11 protein-coding genes are annotated in these 16,414 nt (G+C 70.7%); 8 read left to right on the top strand and 3 right to left on the bottom strand.

Annotated features, from left to right (window positions below):
- The first annotated feature begins 139 nt into the window (after positions 1-139).
- Entirely contained in the window at positions 140-982 is an 843-nt protein-coding gene (locus JHN63_RS08115; RefSeq protein ID WP_200678354.1) for a dolichyl-phosphate beta-glucosyltransferase, read from the top strand.
- The gene (locus JHN63_RS08110) at positions 979-3,063 is read left to right on the top strand and encodes a glycosyltransferase family 39 protein (RefSeq protein WP_200678353.1); all 2,085 of its coding nucleotides are present in this window, start codon (positions 979-981) and stop codon (positions 3,061-3,063) included. The genes JHN63_RS08115 and JHN63_RS08110 overlap by 4 nt, the downstream gene beginning before the upstream one ends.
- Positions 3,064-3,153: 90 nt before the next feature.
- On the opposite strand, the gene JHN63_RS08105 is transcribed toward JHN63_RS08110, so the two are convergent.
- The 3 genes from JHN63_RS08105 to JHN63_RS08095 are packed head-to-tail and all read right to left on the bottom strand — an operon-like array spanning position 3,154 to position 5,681.
- Positions 3,154-3,885: an FAD:protein FMN transferase gene (locus JHN63_RS08105; protein ID WP_200678352.1), complete on the bottom strand. Its 732-nt coding sequence runs from the start codon at positions 3,883-3,885 to the stop codon at positions 3,154-3,156.
- 1 nt (position 3,886) lies between these two features.
- Positions 3,887-4,333, bottom strand: a complete 447-nt coding sequence (locus tag JHN63_RS08100) for an FMN-binding protein (protein WP_200678351.1) — start codon at positions 4,331-4,333, stop codon at positions 3,887-3,889.
- 10 nt (positions 4,334-4,343) lie between these two features.
- Complete coding sequence (locus JHN63_RS08095) at positions 4,344-5,681, bottom strand: ferric reductase-like transmembrane domain-containing protein (protein WP_200678398.1); 1,338 nt, start codon at positions 5,679-5,681, stop codon at positions 4,344-4,346.
- Positions 5,682-5,831: 150 nt separating this feature from the next.
- Between JHN63_RS08095 and JHN63_RS08090 the strand changes: the two genes are divergently transcribed.
- The 6 genes from JHN63_RS08090 to fxsT all read left to right on the top strand — a co-directional run bounded on the left by JHN63_RS08090 (position 5,832) and on the right by fxsT (position 16,327).
- Positions 5,832-6,521 carry a response regulator transcription factor gene (locus tag JHN63_RS08090; RefSeq protein WP_200678396.1) on the top strand — a complete coding sequence of 230 codons (690 nt, stop codon included), beginning with the start codon at positions 5,832-5,834 and terminating at the stop codon, positions 6,519-6,521.
- The gene (locus JHN63_RS08085) at positions 6,518-7,990 is read left to right on the top strand and encodes a cell wall metabolism sensor histidine kinase WalK (RefSeq protein ID WP_200678350.1); all 1,473 of its coding nucleotides are present in this window, start codon (positions 6,518-6,520) and stop codon (positions 7,988-7,990) included. Before JHN63_RS08090 ends, JHN63_RS08085 begins: the two co-directional genes overlap by 4 nt.
- Positions 7,991-8,086: 96 nt before the next feature.
- Positions 8,087-9,154 carry a hypothetical protein gene (locus JHN63_RS08080; RefSeq protein ID WP_200678349.1) on the top strand — a complete coding sequence of 356 codons (1,068 nt, stop codon included), beginning with the start codon at positions 8,087-8,089 and terminating at the stop codon, positions 9,152-9,154.
- Between the two features lie 38 nt (positions 9,155-9,192).
- Positions 9,193-10,737, top strand: coding sequence for a hypothetical protein (locus tag JHN63_RS08075; protein ID WP_307781847.1), 1,545 nt, complete (start codon positions 9,193-9,195; stop codon positions 10,735-10,737).
- Positions 10,734-11,930 carry a MoxR family ATPase gene (locus JHN63_RS08070; protein ID WP_200678346.1) on the top strand — a complete coding sequence of 399 codons (1,197 nt, stop codon included), beginning with the start codon at positions 10,734-10,736 and terminating at the stop codon, positions 11,928-11,930. Before JHN63_RS08075 ends, JHN63_RS08070 begins: the two co-directional genes overlap by 4 nt.
- Positions 11,927-16,327, top strand: a complete 4,401-nt coding sequence (gene fxsT, locus JHN63_RS08065) for an FxSxx-COOH system tetratricopeptide repeat protein (protein WP_307781846.1) — start codon at positions 11,927-11,929, stop codon at positions 16,325-16,327. The genes JHN63_RS08070 and fxsT overlap by 4 nt, the downstream gene beginning before the upstream one ends.
- Positions 16,328-16,414 lie beyond the last annotated feature (87 nt).

The following is a 16,414-nucleotide window of genomic DNA, read 5'->3' as shown; positions in this document are numbered from 1 at the left end:
GCACCTGAGGGGTTTTGGGTGCCGCTTCCTGGGGGTTCGACGCGGATTGACTGTGCCTTGTCTGTGAGTCCGCTGATTCTCATCGACCGTTCAGCGAAGGCACAGGAACGCCCCAGGCAGGGCCCGGAAAGTCACCGTCATGAACGAACAGAACGCGGGAGGCGTCCGGCAGCGGTCGGTCGAGATCGTGGTGCCGGTGTACAACGAGGCGCACGTCCTCGCCGGCAGCATCGGCCGTCTCCACGCATACCTCGAAACGTCCTTCCCGTTCCCGTTCACGATCACCGTGGCGGACAACGCGAGCACCGACGGCACCTGGCAGGCGGCGCTCGACCTCACCCGGCGGCTGCCGCACGTGCACGCCGTGCACCTCGACGCCAAGGGCCGGGGCCGCGCGCTGAAGCACGTGTGGAGCGAGTCCGAGGCGGACGTCGTCGCGTACATGGACGTCGACCTGTCCACCGGCCTCGAAGGCTTCCTGCCCCTGGTCGCCCCGCTCCTCTCCGGCCACAGCGACGTGGCCATCGGCAGCCGACTGCACCGGCAGGCAGCCGTTCAGCGCGGCGCCAAGCGCGAGTTCATCTCCCGCTCCTACAACCTCCTCCTCAAGGCCGGCCTCGCGGCCCGCTTCTCGGACGCGCAGTGCGGCTTCAAGGCCGTCCGCACCGAGGTGTTCCGGGCGCTCGCCCCGCACATCGAGGACACCGCCTGGTTCTTCGACACCGAACTCCTCGTCCTCGCGCAGCGCAACAGGCTCCGCATCCACGAGGTCCCGGTCGACTGGATCGACGACCCCGACAGCCGCGTCGACATCGTCCGTACCGCCCTCGACGACCTCAAGGGCATGCGCCGCATGTTCAGGCAGACGATCACCGGCCGCGCCCGCATCGCCGCCGTACCCCACCGCACCCGCACCACCACCCCTGTCCTGCCCGTCGGGGCGCCCGCCTCTTCCGCGGAACACCTGGAGTACGCGTCATGACAACCCTCGCCCCGCCGCCCCACCAGGAAGACGCCCGGCGCTCGCACCGGGCGGGCCCGCCCGCCGACGGCGGCGTCGCCGCCCGTGCCAGAAGGCTCTTCACGGGCCCGGAGGACGACCCGCGCTGGGCCCGCCCGGCCCTGTGGGCGATCCTCCTGCTGGCCACCGCGCTCTACGCCTGGAACCTGACCTCGATCACCGGCAACACCTTCTACGACGCGGCCGTCTACAGCGGCACCAAGAGCTGGAAGGCGTTCTTCTTCGGCGCGCTGGACTCCGGCAGCTTCATCACGGTCGACAAACCGCCGTTCGCCCTCTGGGTGATGGGCCTCTCCGCCCGCGTGTTCGGCTACGGCACCTGGCAGTTGATGCTGCCGATGGTCGCGGCCGGCACCGGCTCGGTGGCCATCCTGTACCGCCAGGTCAAGCGTGACTTCGGCGCGGTGGCGGGCACCATCTCGGCGGTGGTCCTCACGCTCACCCCGATCACGGTCGCCATCACCCGCGACACCAACCCGGACCCGATCCTCGTCCTGCTGATGATGCTCGGCGCCGCGGCCCTCATGAAGGCCGTCCGCAACGGCAGGTTGATGCCGCTGGTGTGGTCGGCGGTCGCGATCGGCTTCGCGTTCAACACCAAGATGATGCAGGCGTACGTCGTCCTGCCCGTGTTCTTCCTCGTCTACCTCTGGGCCACGAACGTCTCCCTCGGCAAGCGCGTCCGCAACCTCGCCGTCGCCACCGTCGCGCTGGTCGTCTCCAGCGCCTGGTGGATGGTGATCGTCGACCTGATCCCGGCCTCCTCCCGCCCCTACATCGGCGGCTCCACCGACAACACGGTGTGGGACCTGGTCATCGGCTACAACGGCTTCGGCCGGATCTTCGGCGCCAGTTCCTCGGTCGGCTCGCAGGGCAACGGGGCTTCGTTCGGCGGCAGTTCGGGCCTGTACCGGATGTTCAACGAGATCATGGGCGGCCAGATCTCCTGGCTGATCCCCTTCGCGGCGATCGCGCTGATCGGCGGCCTGGTGCTGCGGGGCCGCGCTCCCCGCACCGACGCCAAGCGGGCGGCGCTCATGCTCTGGGGCGGCTGGTTCGTCCTCCACTTCCTGACGTTCTCGCTCGCCGAGGGCACCTTCCACCCGTACTACGTCACCGCCATGGCACCCGGTATCGCGGCCCTGGCCGGTGCGGGCGGGGTGCTGCTGTACCGCGCCTTCCGTGAAGGCGCTGCGGCCAAGTGGGCCTGGGTGCTGCCTGCGGCGATCGCGGCCAGTTCCATCTGGGCGGTCGTCCTGCTCCAGCGGGTCTCCGGCTCCGGCACGGTGTACACGGTCGCGGAGATCGTGGTCGCGGTGGCGGGCATCGCCTCCGTACTCGGCCTGCTGGTCGGCCGGTTCACGCACCGCCACCGCCTGATGGGCTTCGCGGCCCTGGCGGCGGTCGTCGCCCTCCTCGCCGGCCCCGCGGCCTACTCGGTCTCGGCGGCGACCTCCTCGACGAACGGCACCAACCCGACGGCCGGGCCCAGCACGGGTGGCGGCATGGGTGGCGGTGGCGGCGGTATGGGCGGCGCGCCGAGCGGCACCAAGTCCGGTACGAAGCCCAGCGGTTCGGCCCCGACCGGCACCCGGCCCTCGGGCAGCGGTTCGGCGCCTTCGTCCTCGTCGAACTCCTCCACCTCCTCGGAGTCCGGTTCCGAGTCCGGTGCGCAGCAGGCCGGTGGCGGCGGTATGGGCGGTGACACGCAGGTCTCGTCCGCGATGATCACATACCTCAAGAAGCACCAGGACGGCGCCACTTGGCTGCTGGCGGTGTCCACCGACCAGACGGCGTCCTCGATCATCCTGGAGTCGGGACAGCCCGTGATCTCCATGGGCGGCTGGTCCGGCAGCGACAACGCTATGACGCTCGCCAAGCTCAAGAGCCTGGTCAAGTCGGGCAAGCTCCACTACATCATGGTCAGCAGCACCGGCGGCCAGGGCACCAACTCCGAGATCACGACCTGGGTCAAGGCGCACGGCACGGCGGTCTCCGCCTACAGCGGGCTGTACCGTCTGGACGCCTCCGACGTCAGCTGATCAATTCCCTGAACCACATTTCCCGACAGGAAGGGCCGCCGGTGACCCCGGCGGCCCTTCCGCTTGTCGTGAGTACTGCGGTCGTATCCCCTACGCCGCCACCGTCGCGACCGGGAATCCCGGTGTACGCCGGACCCGGCGCTCCGCGTCGACCGCGAACACCTCGCAACCGGGCCGGGCGGCAGCCCAGTCGACGCCCTCCGGGCCCATCGCGAAGGCGGCGGTCGCCGTGGCGTCCGCCTCCGTCAGGGAGTCGGCGACGACGGAGACGCTGAGCAGCCCGGTCGCGGGAGTGCCGGTACGGCCGTCGACGATGTGGTCGCCGCGTTCGTAGCGCGCCGAGGTCGCCACCGCCCCGTCGGTCAACTCCAGGACCGTGCACAGCTGGTCGGCGTGCTCGGGATGCCGTACGCCGACCCGCCAGGGACCACCGGCCACGACCACGTCGCCGCCGGCGTTGAGGATGAAACGCCGGGCCCCGGCGGCGGTGAGCAGGTCGGCCGCCCGCTGCACCGACCAGCCCTTGACGACCGCGCAGGGGTCGAGGGGCCGGCCGGGCAGCCGGACGTCGAAGGCACCCCCGGTCGCGAGCCGGTACTGCTCGCAGAGGTCGAGGACCTCGGTCAAGTCCGCGCTGAGATCGGGGAGTTGCAGCTCGCCACGGTCGTGACGGCACACCTCGCTGTCCGCGCGGAACGGGCTGAAGCGGGCGTCGACCTCGCGCAGCCAGGCGAACAACGCGTCCGCCGTCTCGTCCCCGATGCCCTCGTCGTCGACCCGCAGTGACACGGGGAACCCCATGACGTGCTCAACTCGCCGCATTTCACGCGCCCTTGGCGTCGATCGCGGCCTGGAGCGACTGGACGTAGGCGTCGCTGGTGATCGTGGCGCCGGACACCGTGTCGATCTTCGAGCTCTGCGCCTTGAGGGTCTCCTCGATCAACACCGGGACGGCCGCCGTGGTCTGCGGGTGGTTCGGCTGCTGGAGCATGCTCACGGCGCTGATCTTGTCGCCCTCGAAGGTCACCTGTACCTGCACGGTGCCCTTGTCGGTGTTGATCGCGGTGCCCTGGACGACCTTCTTCGAGGAGGTGGAAGGGGTCGACGAGGACGAGGAGGAGGAGGACGACGAGGTGGCCGTAGGAGTGGGAGTCGGCGTCGACACCGCTTCCGTGGTGGTCGTGGTCGTCGTCCCGATGGACGGCTCGTAGCGCCACACGGGAATCAGACCCGCGACGGACAGCACCAGGACAGGAATGACTCGCTTCACGATATGTCTCTCATCCCGCCAGGCTGAAGCGTTCGAAGTGGATCTGCTGCTTGGGCACGCCCATGTCGCCGAGGGTGCGCAGCACCGCGTTCATCATCGGGGGCGGTCCGCAGAGGAAGACGTCCCGGTCGGCGATGTCCGGTACCAACCGGGCGAGTTCGCGCGGGGCGAGCTTGTCGGGGACGGGCGGGCCGGTGAGCAGGTGCAGCTCGGCGCCCTTGGCCCGGGCCAGCTCGGCCAGTTCGCCGTAGAGGACCGCGTCGCGCTCGGCGGAGACGCGGTAGATGACGACCGCGTGGCCCTCCAGGTCCTCCAGCAGGGCGCGGATCGGGGTGACGCCGACGCCGCCCGCGATGAGCAGGGACTCGGTCTTCCTGCGGTGCAGGGTGGTGAAGGCGCCGTAGGGGCCCTCGGCGAAGACGCGGGTGCCGACCTTCACGTGGCGCAGGGCGGCCGTGCCGTCGCCGGCCGTCTTGGCGGTGAGGCGCAGGCCGTTGCCGTCGGGGGCGGCCGAGAGGGAGAAGGGGTTGGCCTGCCACCAGCGGTCCTTGGTGAGGAAGCGCCAGAGGAAGAACTGGCCCGCCTGGGCGGGGAGTTGGTGGAGATCGCGGCCCGTGATGTAGATCGAGACCACGTTGTCGGACTCGGGGACGACCGCCGAGACCCGGAACTGGTGGCGGACGTTGCGCCACAGGGGCAGGACCAGTCGGCCCACGGCCACCGAGCCGAGGGCCACGCCCCAGACCGTGTACCAGTACGTCGTGGCGGCGGAGGACGCCGTGAACGTCGTACCGACCGCGACCTGGTGGGTGAAGGCGAGGACCACCGCGACGTAGGTGTAGAGGTGGATGAAGTGCCAGGTCTCGTAGGCGAGACGACGCCGGGCGTAGCGGGCGGAGGTCGCGCCGATGACGAGGATCAGGGCGAAGGCGACGAGCGCGCGCAGGATGCCCTCGGTGGTCTCGGCCAGGTCGACGACCTCGCCGACGGGCCCGGTGTCGGTGCCCTCCGCGTAGCCGAAGGCGATGAAGACGAGGTGCCCGAGCAGCGTCCAGAGCAGCGCGAAGCCGGTCCAGCGGTGCCAGGAGGTCATCCGGTCCATGCCGATGCGGCGGTCGAGCCAGGGCAGGCGGGCCACGAGCAGCAGCTGGAAGGCCATGACGAGCGCGCCGTAGAGGCCGAGGAGGCGGCCGATGACGATCAGCGAGTTGGAGGCGAATCCGGCCTGGGCGAAGAAGACGGTCACCACGGCGACGTTCGCGGCCAGCACGGCGTACAGGCCCGTGCGGGCCACCACCCTGGGGCGTATCGCCGTGGGGGGCGCAGGGGGTGATTGGACGGTCGTCACGGACGGCAGCTCCTTGATCGGGTCCTGGGAGTAGAGCTTCACCTCGGGGGGCTGTCGTTTTCCTGTCGAAGAACTTTCAAGTGGTTATCGATGTGGGTGTGGCGGTGCCGCGGGTCTGGCGTCGGTGGGTGGGTGGCGCAGTATGAGCGGGTGGACAAAGTACGACTCCTCGTCGTGGACGACGACCCGCCGATCGCCGACCTTGTCGCGACGGTCGCCCGGTACGAGGGCTGGGAGGCCGCGTGCGCGTACTCCGGTGAGGAGGCGCTGACCGTGGCCGCCGAGTTCGCGCCGGACATCGTGGTGCTCGATCTGATGCTGCCGGGGCTCGACGGGTTCGGTGTGCTGGACCGGCTGCGGCACTCGGGGACGATGGTGCCCGTGGTGTTCCTCACGGCCCGGGACGCGGTCGCCGACCGGGTCGCGGGGCTGACCCGGGGCGGTGACGACTACCTGGTCAAACCGTTCGCCGTGGAGGAGCTGATGGCCCGGCTGCGGACCGTGCTGCGGCGCAGCGCCGGGCCCGGTTTCCCGCGTTCGGTGCTGCGGGTCGCGGACCTGACGATGGACGAGGACACCCGGGAGGTGCGGCGCGGCGACCACCTGATCACGCTCACCCCGACCGAGTACGAGGTGCTGCGCTATCTGCTGCGGAAGTCGCCGACCGTGCTCACCAAGGCGCAGATCCTCGACCACGTGTGGGAGTACGGCTTCGGTGGCCGCTCCAATGTGGTGGAACTGGTGGTCAGCCGGCTGCGCCGGAAGCTCGACGAGGGACACGATCCGCTGATCCACACCGTGCGCGGCTTCGGGTATGTGATCCGGCAGGCCGCCGAATGATCGGACGGCTGCGGCGGACGTACCGGCGGCTGCGGCTCGGCACCCGGCTGGCGCTGGGGCTCGGGGCGCTGGCCCTGGTGGTGTTCGCCGTCGTGGGCACGGCTCTGACGACGTACATGCGGGACTACCTGTCGAACCAGCTCGACGACCAGCTCGGGCTCGCCCAGGTCGCCCAGTCCAAGTCCATCGCGGCGAACGGCTCCCTCCAGGGCAAGAAGTACTACCGCTGGTACTACGCCGTGTACGACGTCAAGGACGGCACCCCGGTGCTCCGCAAGCCCGAGGAGAGCTCGGACCTGCCGTCGGACATCGCCGGCCTCACCGCCGTGGCGCGGGCCCAGATCTCCAAGGGCACCGAGGTGCTGCGCACCAGCGACCTCAGCGGCGAGGGCGAGTACCGGCTGCGCGGCTGCGAGGTCGAGCCCGGTGTGGTGCTGGTCAGCGGCGCGCCGACGGACGCGATCGACAACACGGTACGACAGCTGGTGATCATCCAGGTGGTCGCCTTCGGTCTTGCCCTGCTGGCGCTGGTGGTGCTCGGCCGCAGGCTGCTGCGGCGCGGGCTGCAGCCGCTGAGCGACATGGCGCACACCGCGCACGGCATCGCCTCGCACGACCTGACCGACTCGGCGGCCCGGCTCCCCCTGCGCGCGGAGAACCGCAACGGCGGGCCCGAGGTGGAGGAGCTGCGCACCGCGTTCAACACGATGCTGGAGCACATCGACGACTCCCTCGCGGTGCGCGCGGAGGCGGAGCAGCGGCTGCGCCGGTTCGTCGCGGACGCCTCGCACGAGCTGCGGACCCCGCTGATGTCGGTGCGCGGCTACGCGGACCTGTTCCAGTACGCGGCGGCGAACGTCCCCGAGGAGCGCGACAAGCACCTGGCCCGGCTGCGCGCCGAGGCCGCCCGCATGGGCGTCCTCCTCGACGACCTCCTCCTGCTGGCCCGCCTCGACGCGGCGGACGTGGAGACTCCGATACGGCTGCGGGACGCGGACCTGGTGGAGCTGGTGGGGCAGGCGGCGGACGCCTTCCGCGCGGGGCACCCGGACCACCCGCTGACGGCCGAGCTGAGCGAGGAACCCGTACCGCTGCGGGTGGACCCGGTCCGTATCCGGCAGGTGCTGGACAACCTCCTCACCAACGCGGCCGTGCACACCCCGCCCGGGACACCGGTGTCGGTGACGCTCTCGGTCGCGCCCGGCGCGGCGTCGGTGCGGGTCGTGGACGCGGGCCCCGGCATCCCCGAGGACGACCGCGCCCGGGTCTTCGACCGCTTCTACCGCGTCGACAAGGCCCGCACCCGGGACCGGGGCGGCAGCGGGCTGGGCCTCGCGGTGGCGCGGTCGCTGGCGAAGGCGCACGGCGGCACGGTGGAGCTGACGTCGGAGCCCGGGGCGACGGTGTTCACGATGACGATTCCGCTGCGGGCTGCCTCGTCTCCGCCGGGGGCGGCCTCGTCCCGATGACGTGGCGGCCGGACCGTTCCCCTGGCAGCGCCGATCCCGCACCATGGAGGTCCGGATCGTGACGGGGGCGGTCCGTGGTGGGAGGGGGCACCGTCTGTGGCTGCGCAGGAGGGCCGCGCCGTCGACGTCTTCGTGCTGACGGCGATCGAGCCCGAGTACCGGGCCGTCGTCCGCCATCTCGAACCCGGCCGCACGCGGCGCACGTGGGAGGGCGCCACCTACGAACTCGCCCGCTTCGGCCGGCACACGGTGGCCGTCCAACTGGCGGGCCCCGGGAACGAGTTGGCGGCCGCGCTGTGCGAGCGGGCGATCCGGCATCTGCGTCCCGACGTGCTGCTGCTGGTGGGGGTCGCGGGCGGTCGCAAGGACGCCGCGCTGGGGGACGTGGTGGTGGCCGACACGGTCTACGGCTATGAGAGCGGCCGGGACGAGGAGGACGGATTCCGGCCACGTATCAAGTCCTGGCCGTCGTCGTTCGCCCTGGTGCAGAAGGCCCGGCTGGTCGCGGCCGACGCCACCTGGCAGCAGCGGATCCTCCCCGTGCCCGCCCGGCCCCCGGCCGCGCACATCGGCGCGCTGGCAACGGGCGCGAAGCTGGTCGCCCATGCCCGCTCGGCCTCCGGTCGGCTGCTGAGCGAGTCGGCGGGCGACGCGCTGGCCGTCGAGATGGAGGCCCTCGGCCTGCTCACGGCCGCCCGCATCAACCCCGCCGTACAGGCCCTGGTCGTCCGGGGCGTCTCGGACCTGCTCGGCGACAAGGACGGGGCGCACGACGCCGTGTGGCAGCCGGTGGCGGCGGCGCACGCGGCGGCGTTCGCGTTCGAGTTGGTGTCGGTGCTGGATGTCGTGCCGGGGCGGGGGGTGGTGCGGCCTCGGCTGTCGGTACGGCAACTCGGCGCGATCACGGGGCTGTTGCTGACGGTGCCCGGGCTCACCAACCCGGTCACCTGGCAGCAGTTGCTCGATCTGCTGCCGGAGGTCTCGGTGCTGGTCAGCCGTCAACCGAACCAGCACCAGGAGGCGTTGGCGCTGTTGCAGACCTGTGAGTTCACCGACGGCTGGTCCCGGCTGATGGACGCCCTGGAGACCCTGCGGCCGGACGCGCCGTCGGTGGAGGCACTGCGGGAGGAACTGATGCGTCATCAACTCGTAAGTGAAAAGTAGTACTTGATCTCTCGAAGAACCCTGACGGACGGCGGCGGATGTGGCAAAGTGCCGCGCATTCCCGTCGCGCACGGCGACGAAGGGATGGGGGAATGACTGCCTACGGGGGCGGCGGTCTCGGACTAGTACGGGAGCTGGCGGAAGCCTTGGCCAGGTGCGGCAGTCTGCAGGAGAGGAGTTCCAGAGCCCTGTGCCTGCGTCTGATGGCCAAGGAACTCGGCGCTCCTCCCCCGGTCCGGGAACACGACGTGGCGCACTACTTCCTCCTCGAACTCGCCTGGGCCTGTCTGGAGAACCCGCGCACGATGCGCGCCCTCCACGAGGCGCTCACCGCCCTGAACGAGGACGTGGCGGAACTGCGCCGGCTGACGGACGATCTGCTGGCCGACCCGGCGCTCCCGGTCGGCGAGATGATGACGCTCCGCCCGCTGCTGGACGGCTTCGCCCTGCCCAACCTGCCGGACCTGTGCCGCAGGGCCGCCGGCGGACTGCGCCAGGTGCCGCCGTACGACGACCCGTGGAGCGCCTTCGAGGGGCTGAGCCGGCTCAACGCCCGCCCCGACGGGCTCCCCACCACGATGGCCTTCGTCGAGTACGTGGCCGCCGAGGCGCCGTACGAGCGGGGCATCGCGCTGCGCGCCTGGAACGACGCGCAGGCCCATGGTCTGTCCCTGCTCACGGAGTTGCGCAGCCTGCGCCAGCAAGTGGCGTACGCGCACAGCCCGGAACCGGGCAACGCCTATCTGGTGGTGCGGCTGCTGCGCCGGGAGGAACCCGGGCGCTACCGGCTCACCTCGTGGCGGCACTACGACCCCGACGAGCCCACGTCGTGGCGGCCCGCGCAGGAGGCGAGCGTCGACGTGACGCTCGCGGAGGCGGAGCGCGAGGTGGAGCGGCTGGTCTTCGAGGCGGACGAGGACTGGGCCCGGGACGCGGATCGAATTCACGTCGAATTCGCCCTCGGGCAGGAGGACTTGAATCTGCCGGTGCATCGCTTCCGGATCGAGATCGACAGCCCCGAGCCCGCTTCCCTGGGGGTCGGATACTGCGTGGTGGTCCGTTCGCTCACCCGCTGCCGGACGCCTCGCTGGCATCGCGCGTGGAAGCAGCGCTGGACGTCCCTGTCCCGAACTCCCGAGCTGGCGCGGCCCCTTGTCATGGGAGGTCCGGGGCACGACGATCCGCGGTGCGACGATCTCCCTTCGCTGGACGCCCGGTTGAGGGGTGACAGATCCATCGGCTGTCTGCTGCTGTCGGGTCCGCCGGAACCCGCGACGGACAGCGCGCGGGAGGCGCTGATCGCCTTGCGCTGCGGCCTGCCGGCTCTTCTCTGGGACTCGCGTGACGTGACGGCACAACGGGGCGTTGTTCAGGCCGACGACCGCATTTACGGCATGCTCCACGACCTTCCAGGGCTGCGCGAGGCCGTGACACAATTGCGAACCGAAGCCCACGGGGGTTCTTTGAACGGCCGCGACAACCATCCGGGTCACCACTTGGTTCTGCTGTTCGACGACCCCACGCGGCCCATCGAGAGCCACCAGCCGTTGGCGGGACCGGACCAGGGGGTGGGCGGTCGATGACCGGCACGGCATCGTTCGACGGGGACGGCACAGCGGCGGCGGAATCACGCATTCCGCGGCCTTGGTGGATCTACCGGGGCACTGGACTGCCGCTCCACGACTTCGAGTTGTCCGAAAACCTGCCCCCGGCACCGCCCTGGCGGACCTTCGACGGCCGCTCGGCACTCCTCCCCGGCGCGGACGCGGACGCCGGCTCAAACGGCGCGGTGGGCTCGGGCAGGAAGGACCCCGGCAGCGCCGCCGCCGTCCCCGTCGAGGCGACCCCGCCTCCGGAGAGCGAGGCCGAGTTGCGGCGCCGGCTCGGCGCGACTCTCAACGGCATGCCCGCGGACCCCACCGAGGCCGATCTCGTCAACGCCGCCCTGATCCTGCGCCGTCCGCTGCTGGTGACGGGACGCCCCGGCACCGGCAAGTCGACGCTGGCGTACCGGATCAGCAGAGAGCTGCGGCTGGGGCGGGTGCTCCGCTGGCCGATCACGTCCCACACGACCCTCCGGTCCGGTCTGTACCGCTACGACGCCGTGGGCCGGATCCATGCCGCCGCGACCTACGACGCCCCGGCGCCCGGCGACGCACCGCGTCCGACGGCGGACACCCCTGTCTCGAACATCGGCTCGTTCCTCGAACTCGGGCCGCTGGGGACGGCGTTGCTCCCGTACGCGCTGCCCCGTGTGCTCTTGATCGACGAGTTCGACAAGAGCGACATGGACCTGCCGAACGACCTGCTCGACGTCTTCGAGGCCGGTGAGTTCACCGTGCCCGAGCTGGCGCGCATGCGCAGTCATCAGTCGGTGGTGGAGGTCCGGTCGGACGACACGGACCGCACGGTGCTGATCGAGAACGGCCGGGTCCGCTGCCGGGAGTTCCCCCTCGTCGTCATCACCAGCAACGGTGAACGGGACTTCCCGCCCGCCTTCCTGCGCCGCTGTCTGCACCTGCACATGGAGGAACCGGAACCCAAGCGTCTGGCCGACATCGTGGCCGCCCATCTGGGCCCGCAGGACAAGGACCCGCGCGTCGCCGAACTCATCCGCACCTTCGCCGAGCACAGCGCGCAGGAGGAGGGCCTGGCGACCGATCAGTTGCTGAACTCGATCTGGCTGGCCACCTCCGGCGCGTACTCCCGCGGCGCCGACTGGGACACGCTGCTGCGCGCCGTCTGGCACCGCCTAGACGGTGTGAGAGACACGTGACGCGGCACGGCAGCGGCGAACCGGACACCGACGAGCCGCTGGGCATCTCCTGGTCCGAGATCGCCGACGCACTGATCCTCCTGGTCAACGGGGCGGGCACCGACCCCGCCGGGAACCGGACGGGCACCGGCGGCCCGTCGCGATCCGACCTCGACCTGTCCACTCCCCTGCCGACCGACGCCCTGCCCGAGGACGAGCACACCTCGCCGCAGCCCGACCCCGGCCATCGGGGCCCGGGCTCCACCGACCTGCCCGGGCGCGGTGGCCAGAGCACGACGGACCACCGGCCCGGGGGTCTGCTCGCCCAGCTCGGCGGGCTCGTGGGGCGCCCGCCGGGCTCGGCCGTCGCTGGCGGTGCCCGCTCGGCGCACGGTTCCGCGACGGCGCACTGGGTGACGTCGGTGCCGAGCCGCAGCCGTGAACTCACGCGAGCGTTACGGCCGTTCAAGCGGCCCACCCTCTCGACGACCGAGGTGGAGCTGGACGAGGAGGCGACGGCGGAGTCGGCCGCGCTCAGCAGCCGCTGGGTGCCCGAGTACCGGCCGTTGCGGGAGCGGTGGATGGACGCCGCGCTGATCGTCGACGTCAGTTCCTCGATGACCGTGTGGCGGCGGCCCGCGGCCGAGTTCGAGGAGGTGCTCCGGCACACCGGGGCCTTCCGCGACATCCGGGTGCACGAGATCGACGGGGACAAGCTCGCCGACACCGAACCCTCCTGGCACATCGGCCGGTCGACCCTGCCGGTACGCCGGCCGGACCTGGGTCGGCAGGTGGTCCTCCTGCTGACCGACGGGGTCGGTCCGGGCTGGCGCAGCGGACGGGCGGCCCGGCTGCTCGGCGAGTGGGCGCGACACGCGTCGGTGGCGGTGGTGCACGTCCTCGCGCAGTCGGCCTGGCACCGCACCGGTCTGCCCGCGCGGCTGGCCCGGGTGCGGGTGCCGGGTCCGGGTGCCCCGAACGGGAGTTGGCAGGTGCGGGGTGCCGTACAGGAGGACGGTCCCGTGGTCCCCGTGCTCGAACTGGCGCCGTCCTGGCTGGCCCGCTGGGCGCAGGTGGCGGCGGGGCTGCGGCCGGGCGCGCAGGAGTTGTGGGTGACCTCACCGGGGCAGTTCGCGCTCGCCGAGGCGTTCCCCGAAGAAGCCTCGGTGCCTAACGCGATGGAGCGGGTCTCCCGTTTCAGGGCCGACGCGAGTCCGGCCGCCTGGGAACTCGCGGCCAGGCTCTCCGCAATTCCCCTGAACATTCCGACGATGGAATTCGCCTTACAGACCGGCGACAGCGGAACAGGCCCCGGAGAATTGGCCGAAGTTCTCCTGAGCGGCCTGCTGCGGCAGGTCGGAACAAATCCGTTGAACGAATCGGAAATTGCTTACGAATTCCATGACGGAGTGCGCGATCTGATGTTGTCGGCGGCGCCTTCGCGGGACGAGACACGCTATCTTCTGCGCAGCACTCTCGAACGGCTCGGCCGGAACTGGCAGCCTTTGCGTGAACTCGGCGCGCTGCTCGACGATCCGCATACCCCGGCGACGGAGCTCACGCTGCACGAACGGCTCATTCCGTATGCCGCCATCCAGGTGAAAGTGGCTCGCGCGCTCAGCGGCCCGTACTTGGCGTCCTCCCGCTCGCTCCGCAGCCGTCTGGAGCAATACGCACCAGCTCACCCACCCCCTGGCACCGGGCAGGAGGGGGAATCAACCACTGCAATTATTCAGGGCCCCGAGGTGATCAACGTGGCGCAGGCACAGAATCCGAGCCAAGATCCACCCGAGGCCGGAACCACAAACCAACGTAATCCAGTACCAGTTGAATTACCCGAAGAATACACAGAAGGAGACCCAGTGTCACTCCCCCTCGCCCGGAGCGGGCCCGCCGTGGAGGAGCGCCGGGCCGGAGATCTCGTCCCGGTGTGGAACGTCCAACCCCGGAACCAGAGTTTCACCGGCCGGGGCAAGGAATTGGATGCCCTCCACCGCAGGCTCACCCTCGAGGGAGCGGCGGCCGTACTGCCCGAGGCACTCCACGGTCTGGGCGGCGTGGGGAAAACCCAGATCGCCGTCGAATACGTGTATCAGCATGCCGATGAATACGACGTGATCTGGTGGATCTCCGCCGAACGACCCGAGCAGATCCGGGTGTCGCTGACCCAGTTGGGCGGCGCGCTGGGCATCGAGACCGGCGGCGAGCAGGAGATCACCATCGCGGCGGTGCTCAACGCCCTGCGGACCGGCCGCCCGTACCACCGGTGGCTGTTGGTCTTCGACAATGCCGAGGACCCGGAGGTCGTACGGCAGTTCTTCCCGCTCGGCGGCCCGGGGAAGATCCTGGTGACCTCGCGCAACCCGCAGTGGGGGCGTATCGCGCGGACCGTCGACATCGACGTGTTCACCACCGAGGAGAGCGTCGAACTCCTGGCCCGGCGCGGCCCGGAGCTGCAACCGGACCAGGCCGCCCGGGTCGCGGACGCGCTGGGCAATCTGCCGCTGGCCCTCGAACAGGCCGCGGCCTGGCTGTCCGAGACCGGTATGCCGGTCGACGAGTACCTCCAGATCTTCGAGGACGAACGGGCCGATCTGGACTCCCAGCGCAATGAACTGCTGGCCTCCGGAGTGCCCGTGGACTACCCGGAACCGGTCGCCGCCGCCTGGAACATGTCGCTGGGCCGTCTCGCCGAGCGTCATCCGGGAGCCCATCAACTTCTGCAAGCCTGCTCGTTCTTCGCGCCCGAACCGATCGCCCGCCGTATCTTCACCGGCGTCCGCGGGGTCGAACTCCCGGCGGAACTCACCGAAGTGCTGCGCGATCCGGTCAAACTGGGGCAGGCGATCCGGGAGATCAGCCGGTACTCCCTCATCAAGATCAACCACCGTGACAACACGATCCACATGCACCGTCTGGTCCGTGCCGTCCTGGTCGGCCGCATGTCCCCGCAGGAGCGCGCCGACATGCGGCACGCGGCGCACATCCTGCTCGCCACCTACGACCCCGGCGACATGGCCGTGAACAACTGGCCGCGCTACGCGGAGCTGTTGGTGCACGCCCGGTTCTCGCGCGCGGTGGACTGCGACGACGGCTGGGTGCGCGACATGGTGCGCAACGTCGTCCGTTATCTCCACACCTCGGGCGACCACGTCACCTGCCGGGAGTACGGCCGTGAAGTGGTCGAGGCCTGGACCGAACGGCTCGGCGAGTCCGACCTCCAGACCCTCGCCGTGGCCTCCACCCTGGGCCACGCCCTGCGCACCCTGGGCAACTTCAAGGAGGCCTCGGACCTCAACGACAAGAACCTGCGGCTGCTGCGGGCGACCGTCGGCGACGACCACCCCAACACGCTCGGCGCCATCGGCGCGGTGTCGGAGAACGCGCAGATCCGCGGCGACTTCGCGGCCTCCGTGGAACTGGAGGAGGACCGCTGGCGGCGGGCCAGGCGCGAGAACGGCGACGGCGACCCCACCACCCTGGCCGCCGCCAACGACTACGCCCTCGCGCTGCGCCTGGTCGGCAAGTTCGAGGAGTCGCTGGAGATCGACACCCAGGCACGGGAGTCGGCGGTCAGGTCACTGGGCTACGACGCCCTGCTCACCCTGCTGATCACCACCAACCTCTCCATCGACGTCCGCGAGACCGGCGACTACCTCGCCAGCAGGCAGATGCAGGAGGAGGCCCTGCAACGCGTACGGCACGCCATCAGGGACCGTACGGCGCCGATCAGTCTGATCGCGGCCCGGACCCTGGCCGTGGCCCGCCGCAAGGCCGGTGACCACGCGGGCGCGCTGGAGCTGAACGAGGAGACGCTCCGCCTGTACCGGAGCAGGTTCGGCGAGCGGAACCTCAACGTGGCCGCGACCGTGCTCAACGTCTCCATGGACCTGCGGCAGAACGCCGAACTGGAACGGGCCCGCACGGTGGGTGCCGAGTGCCTGAAGACGCTCAGGGACGTGCTCGGCCCCCGGCATCCCTATGTGCTCGCCGCCGCCGCCGACCTCGCGGTGACCATGCGGCTGCTGGGCGAGGCGGAGCAGGCGCTGACGTCGGACAAAGAGACGTACACCACGCACGCCGAGGTGCTGGGCGCCGACCACCCGGGCTCACTGTCGATCGCGATCAATCTGGCGAGCGACCACTACGCGCTCGCGGACTACGCGGAGGCCGCCGAGATCGACGAGCGCACGCTGCCGGTCTGCCGGACGCGGCTGGGCGAGAACCACCCGGCGACCCTCGCCTGCGCCATGAACCTCTCACTGGACCTGCGGGCGCTGGGCCGCAGCCAGGAGGGCGAGACCATCCACGCCGACACACTGCAGCGCTACCGCACCGTGCTGGGCGCCAACCACCCCGCCACGGTGGGTTGCGTACGCGGGATGCGCGCGGACTGCGACGTGGAGGCACACCGCTGAACCGACGCGGCGGGCCGGCCGGTCCGCCGCCACTGTGTCTGCCGCCCGGGTCCGTTCGGGCGGCGGACACAGCGCCTCAAGTTCGTG

It is taken from the genome of Streptomyces sp. MBT65 (genome assembly GCF_016612545.1).
Lineage (GTDB): Bacteria > Actinomycetota > Actinomycetes > Streptomycetales > Streptomycetaceae > Streptomyces.
The sequence above is the reverse complement of the archived record's forward strand: the minus strand, read 5'-3'. Positions and strand labels throughout refer to the sequence as shown.

Excerpts from the sequence above, each read along its gene's own strand:
- JHN63_RS08115 (WP_200678354.1), top strand. The coding sequence starts at position 140 with ATGAACGAACAGAACGCGGGAGGCGTCCGGCAGCGGTCGGTCGAGATC.
- JHN63_RS08110 (WP_200678353.1), top strand. The coding sequence starts at position 979 with ATGACAACCCTCGCCCCGCCGCCCCACCAGGAAGACGCCCGGCGCTCG.
- JHN63_RS08105 (WP_200678352.1), bottom strand. The coding sequence starts at position 3,885 with ATGCGGCGAGTTGAGCACGTCATGGGGTTCCCCGTGTCACTGCGGGTC.
- JHN63_RS08085 (WP_200678350.1), top strand. The coding sequence starts at position 6,518 with ATGATCGGACGGCTGCGGCGGACGTACCGGCGGCTGCGGCTCGGCACC.
- JHN63_RS08075 (WP_307781847.1), top strand. The coding sequence starts at position 9,193 with ATGTGGCAAAGTGCCGCGCATTCCCGTCGCGCACGGCGACGAAGGGAT.
- JHN63_RS08070 (WP_200678346.1), top strand. The coding sequence starts at position 10,734 with ATGACCGGCACGGCATCGTTCGACGGGGACGGCACAGCGGCGGCGGAA.